General features: G+C 66.0%; 8 protein-coding genes and 2 tRNA genes. 6 read left to right on the top strand and 4 right to left on the bottom strand.

All coding sequences use genetic code 11. The annotated features are described in order from the left end of the window. The 4 genes from WAO18_RS23125 to WAO18_RS23110 form a co-directional block, all read left to right on the top strand. Positions 1-673, top strand: a 673-nt coding sequence (locus tag WAO18_RS23125; RefSeq protein WP_422208557.1) for a DUF3566 domain-containing protein, incomplete at its 5' end; no start/stop codon positions are given. A gap of 58 nt (positions 674-731) precedes the next feature. Further along, positions 732-805: transfer RNA gene (locus tag WAO18_RS23120), tRNA-Ile, on the top strand. Between the two features lie 139 nt (positions 806-944). Then, positions 945-1,017, top strand: a tRNA-Ala gene (locus tag WAO18_RS23115). A 158-nt stretch (positions 1,018-1,175) separates the two neighbouring features. Beyond that, entirely contained in the window at positions 1,176-1,475 is a 300-nt protein-coding gene (locus tag WAO18_RS23110; protein ID WP_422208556.1) for a DUF4235 domain-containing protein, read from the top strand. 353 nt (positions 1,476-1,828) lie between these two features. Here the strand turns inward: WAO18_RS23110 and cwsA are convergent, their stop codons facing one another. Further along, a complete protein-coding gene (cwsA, locus tag WAO18_RS23105; RefSeq protein WP_422208555.1) occupies positions 1,829-2,254 on the bottom strand; it encodes a cell wall synthesis protein CwsA in 426 nt (141 codons plus the stop codon). An 87-nt stretch (positions 2,255-2,341) separates the two neighbouring features. Between cwsA and WAO18_RS23100 the strand changes: the two genes are divergently transcribed. Continuing rightward, positions 2,342-2,890 carry a peptidylprolyl isomerase gene (locus WAO18_RS23100; RefSeq protein WP_422208558.1) on the top strand — a complete coding sequence of 183 codons (549 nt, stop codon included), beginning with the start codon at positions 2,342-2,344 and terminating at the stop codon, positions 2,888-2,890. Positions 2,891-2,974: 84 nt separating this feature from the next. Here the strand turns inward: WAO18_RS23100 and WAO18_RS23095 are convergent, their stop codons facing one another. Together WAO18_RS23095 and crgA are read right to left on the bottom strand one after the other, a co-directional pair. Further along, positions 2,975-3,391, bottom strand: coding sequence for a PH domain-containing protein (locus tag WAO18_RS23095; RefSeq protein ID WP_422208554.1), 417 nt, complete (start codon positions 3,389-3,391; stop codon positions 2,975-2,977). Between the two features lie 155 nt (positions 3,392-3,546). Continuing rightward, positions 3,547-3,828 (bottom strand): cell division protein CrgA, encoded by a 282-nt coding sequence (gene crgA, locus WAO18_RS23090; RefSeq protein ID WP_422208553.1) that lies wholly within the window; start codon positions 3,826-3,828, stop codon positions 3,547-3,549. An 80-nt stretch (positions 3,829-3,908) separates the two neighbouring features. Between crgA and WAO18_RS23085 the strand changes: the two genes are divergently transcribed. Further along, a complete protein-coding gene (locus WAO18_RS23085; RefSeq protein WP_422208552.1) occupies positions 3,909-4,697 on the top strand; it encodes a DUF881 domain-containing protein in 789 nt (262 codons plus the stop codon). Here the strand turns inward: WAO18_RS23085 and WAO18_RS23080 are convergent. After that, the coding region (locus WAO18_RS23080) for a hypothetical protein (RefSeq protein WP_422208551.1) at positions 4,687-4,949 on the bottom strand (263 nt) is incomplete at its 5' end. The genes WAO18_RS23085 and WAO18_RS23080 overlap by 11 nt on opposite strands.

Genomic DNA, 4,949 nt, shown 5'->3' with positions numbered 1-4,949 from the left:
CCCGTCGCCAACTCAGCAGCGCCAGCCCGGCCGCGGCACCGCAAGCCCTAGCGCCGAGGCCCGCCTGAACCGGTTCATTTCCGGCACGGCGGCGCCGGGCACCACCAGGACACCACCACCCGAAACGGAGCCGGCGCCGGCTCCCGCGCAGAACGAGAGTCGGCAGAGCGATGCGTACGCCAGCGAATTACCCGACCTGTCCGGACCGATACCGCGTGGCGCACAACGGAAGTCGGCCGACGACCGGCCGGACGACTCGATGACGGCGCCGGTTCGATCCGAAGGCCGGATCCAGGTCTCGTCGCGGCCGCGCGGCCCGGTGCGGGCCAGCATGCAGATCCGGCGCGTTGACCCGTGGAGCACCTTGAAGGTGTCGGTGGTGCTGTCGGTGGCGTTGTTCTTCGTGTGGATGATTGCCGTCGCATTTCTGTACCTGGTGCTCGGCGGCATGGGCGTGTGGAACAAGCTCAACAGCAACGTCGGGGATCTGCTGAACAACACCGGCGGCACCGCCGAGCTGGTCTCCAGCGGCACGATCTTCGGCGGCGCGGTGCTGATCGGCCTGGTGAACATCGTCCTGATGACCGCCGCGGCCACCATCGGCGCCTTCATCTACAACCTGACGACCGACTTGATCGGCGGCGTCGAGGTGACGCTGGCCGACCGGGACTAGCGTTTTGGGCGCGGCCGCTCCGGTGCGGTAATCTCGTCGCTCGTCCGTGTACGTGTGCGGGCCTATAGCTCAGGTGGTTAGAGCGCTTCGCTGATAACGAAGAGGTCGGAGGTTCGAGTCCTCCTAGGCCCACAACCATGTGTTCGCCAAGACGATTCGTGAGACTGGTGTTGCCGCTGGCAGCGATCGCGGTGCTGGTGGTCGTGATCCGGTCGGAACGCGGCGTCGAGGTTTGGCACGTGGCGGCCGACCAGACTTGAGGTCGGCGAGAGGGGCCTTAGCTCAGTTGGTAGAGCGCTGCCTTTGCAAGGCAGAAGTCAGGGGTTCGAATCCCCTAGGCTCCACAGTTTGACAACCGCGCCCCTACAGCTGGGCGCTCGCGACGCTGGCAGGGCCACGCGACACCGCGGACTTGCGCAGCCTGGTGCCGCAGCACGAATGTGATTGGCGCGCACCCTGGCCGGGTACGCATCGCTGCGGATTCGACTGCCAGGAGGATGCTGTGAGTAAGACGTCCAGAGTTTTATACACCCCGTTGTCGGTCGCTACCAGCGTCACCGGAGGGCTGCTGGCAAGTGCGCTATTCGGCATGATCTGGAAACGATTGAGCGACGATGAACCCGCCCCGCCGAACCCGAAGGACCTGAGCCGTTCAGGCGGCGCCGTTGTGTTGGGCGCAGGGCTGCAAGGCCTCGTCTTCGGTGTCGTGAAAGCAGCCGTCGACCGAGCCGGTGCTCGCGGCTACAACGTCATCACCGACGATGATCCCGCTGCGGCCAGCCTGCAGGTCAGTATCGGGTGAAACCCCGTTGGCGACCGACCGAATCACTGGTCGGGCAGCTGTCACGCTATTTAGTCCGGGGGCTCATCTTCTGAGTTCTCCAAGCCGCCACTGACGGCGTGGCGATCTCGGTCGGCGGGGTTGCCGGGCACACCCTCTGCTTCGCGTTCATTGGCAACCTTGTCGTCGAGATCATCAACGATGCTCTCTAGCTTCCGGGCACGACCCACGGGATCTCTATGCGGTTCTGTCATGGCGCTCCAATTGACTTGCGTGCTCTGCCAACAGCGCATGCCCGCCGGCGCGGATTTCTACGCTTCTCTGATCCGGCTGGCACATCGCCACGCCGTCCGCCGTATCGCGCGAACGCGCCCCTACAGCGGCGGATCCACTTCGACGCTCGGGGGCAACGCCGATGGCTCCTGATGCGACGAGCGCCGGATTATCGAGAACGCGGCCCCGCCGGCGGCGAGGACTACCGCGGCGGCCCCGACAAGCACCCAGGGCCGCGGCCGGCGCCGTTGGGCGCGCCGGGCCTGCTGAAGCGCGTCGGGCAAACTTGTGACCACTTCCTGGGCGGCCACCAGCTCCTGCACCAAAGCCTCTTGGGCGCTGCGTAAGTCGCGGGCCAGCCGGCCCTCGCGGTAGCGGCGCCGCAGGTTCTCCGCACCCGCCTGCGCGGAATGCACACTGAGACCGACGACGCCCCGGGTCACGTCCACCGGCCCGACCGCCGTGTAGGTCAGACCGCGGCTCAGCCGTTGGCGCGGGGTCAAGTGGACGGTGTTCTTTGCGCGCATTTCTGGCCCTTTCGCAAGACCGCCTTGGGGATACGTTCAGACTGCCACACGCCTACCGGCACCGGATGTCCGGCGGAACAGACGGTGATGGCAGACTGTGATCCCGTGACTACCAGCCCGATTCAGACCGCCACTGCCACACTGCACACCAACCGCGGCGACATCAAGATCGCGTTGTTCGGAAACCACGCGCCCAAGACCGTCGCCAACTTCGTGGGCCTGGCTCAAGGCACCAAGGAGTACTCGACCGAGAACGCGTCCGGCGGTAGCTCCGGCCCGTTCTACGACGGCGCGGTCTTCCACCGGGTGATCAGCGGCTTCATGATCCAGGGTGGCGACCCCACCGGCACCGGACGCGGCGGCCCGGGTTACAAGTTCGCCGACGAGTTCCATCCCGAGTTGCAGTTCGACAAGCCCTACCGGTTGGCGATGGCCAATGCGGGCCCGGGAACCAACGGCTCGCAGTTTTTCATCACCGTCGGGCAGACCCCGCACCTGAACCGCAAGCACACCATCTTCGGCGAGGTCGTGGAGCCCGACTCGCAACACGTGGTCGACGCGATCGCGACCACCGCGACCGGCCCCGGCGACCGTCCCAGCGAGCCCGTCGTCATCGAGTCGATCACGATCTCCTGACGCCTTCTGCCGCGAAGCAGCATCCAGGGCGGTGATGTTCGCTGATCTACGACCCTGACTGCTGGTTCGCGCGAAAGTGTGCCGTCACGACCCCGCGTAACCGCGCGCGGTCAGCACGTCGAGTACGTCCAGCGGGTCGGTGCCGAGGTCCCAGCGCGAGAAAACGAACAGCCGACCGTCGTTGGCGTCGATCTCGAGTAGCCGCATTTTGCGGCCGAGGCGGCGGAATTCGGCGATTCGGATGATCTTGATATCGGGTCGGCGCAGCTGGGCGGGCCGGATCCATTCGCCCACCTGCAGACCGTCGGCGGTGATTGCCAGCTTCGGGCGCGAACGCCACGTCCCGCCCGCAAACAAGATCAGTCCCGCCCCGGCAATGCCGAGCAAAAGGCGCCCCGGCGGGTCTGTGACGACGGTCACACAAGAGATAGCCATCACAACTCCGGCGAGCCCGCAAGCTGCGATTCCGGTTGAAGACGGTGCCCAATGTGTTTGCTGCACGAGGCTCCTAGGGGGGTCTACCACTACCGATGTGGTTATCCACAAGCGCTATCAACAATGGGGATGAATAACACCCGTGTGATCCGTTCCCCCACTGGTTGCTGGCCCAGCAACGTCTGCGACCGCAAACCAGCGCATAACGGCGGCGACTGCGCCTACCGCCACCGCATCGTGAGCAACAACCCACTGATCATGAAAGCAAACGCGATGGCGTAGTTCCACGGACCCAGTTCGGCCATCCAGCTGAGCACCGACGGGGCGTCCGGACCCGTCGCGGCCAACTGGAACACCATCAGCCAGACCAGACCGATCAGCATCAACCCACAGAACAACACCACGAACCACACGCTGGACGGGCCGGCCTTGACCTTGACCGGGGTGCGGCTCACCGCGGAGACGGTGAAGTCGGTCTTCTTGCGGACTTTGGACTTGGGCATTTCTACCTCGGAGCTACGGTGGTTCAGGGCGGATGCAACGACGAGCGTAACGCACGCACCGGGAGCGAACGGAGAAGCTGATGGCGATCAGGCTGCGCCGGCTGTTCCCCGCACCCGATGGCGGCGACGGAGCAGCCCAGCCGTCAGCCTGGCGGGTCGGTGTCCCGGTGGTGTGCCTGCTGGCCGGCCTGCTGCTCGGCGCCACCCACGGAGTGTCTGGTGGTGGCGAGATCCGGCGCAGCGACGCGCCACGGCTGGTGGATCTGGTGCGCAGCGAGAAGTCCGCGGTCGCCCGGTTGACCAGCGCACGGGACCGGCTGGCCAACACCATCGACTCGACGCACGGCCGGTCCCCGGATGCGGCACTGGCGGCGATGAAGCGACGGTCCGCCGAGCTCGCCGGTGACGCCGGCCTTGACCCCGTGCACGGGCCGGGTCTGGTCGTGACGCTCAACGACGCGCAGCGCGATGCCAATGGCCGCTTCCCCCGCGACGCATCCCCGGACGATCTCGTCGTGCACCAGCAGGACATCCAGGCCGTTCTCAACGCGCTGTGGAGCGCCGGCGCCGAGGCGATCCAGATGCAGGACCAGCGCATCATCGCCACCTCGGTGCCACGCTGCGTGGGCAACACGTTGCTGCTTAACGGGCGGACCTACAGCCCGCCGTACACGGTGACCGCGATCGGCGACGCGACGGCCATGCAGGCCGCGTTGGCCGCCGCCCCCTTGGTGATTCTCTACAAGCAGTACGTGGTGCGGTTCGGGCTCGGCTACACCGAGCAGGTGTCACCCGACGTCCACGTCGTGGGGCACACCGAACCTTTGCGGATGCACTCCGCTGAGCCCGCCGGCCCGGTCAGTTACTAAGCGACGCAGCGCAAACGGTCTCGGCAAGCATGCGTCTGCACCATGCCTGGTACGCGTCGGCGGTCCATCCGTCGCGGTGGGTCATTCGGAGATAGGTTTCGACGCTGCATAGCACCGCCATCGTCTCGACGAGTTCATCGAACGGGACGTCGTCACGCAGCCATCCGCGGTCGCGAAAGATCTCGAGAATCCGCCGGATCTGGACGTTGATCCCGGCGATGAAGTCGTTCAGGTAACGATCCAACTCTGGGT

The sequence above is a fragment of the Mycobacterium sp. genome (assembly GCF_049278535.1).
Classification (GTDB): Bacteria; Actinomycetota; Actinomycetes; order Mycobacteriales; family Mycobacteriaceae; genus Mycobacterium.
This window is presented reverse-complemented; position numbering and strand designations above follow the sequence as displayed.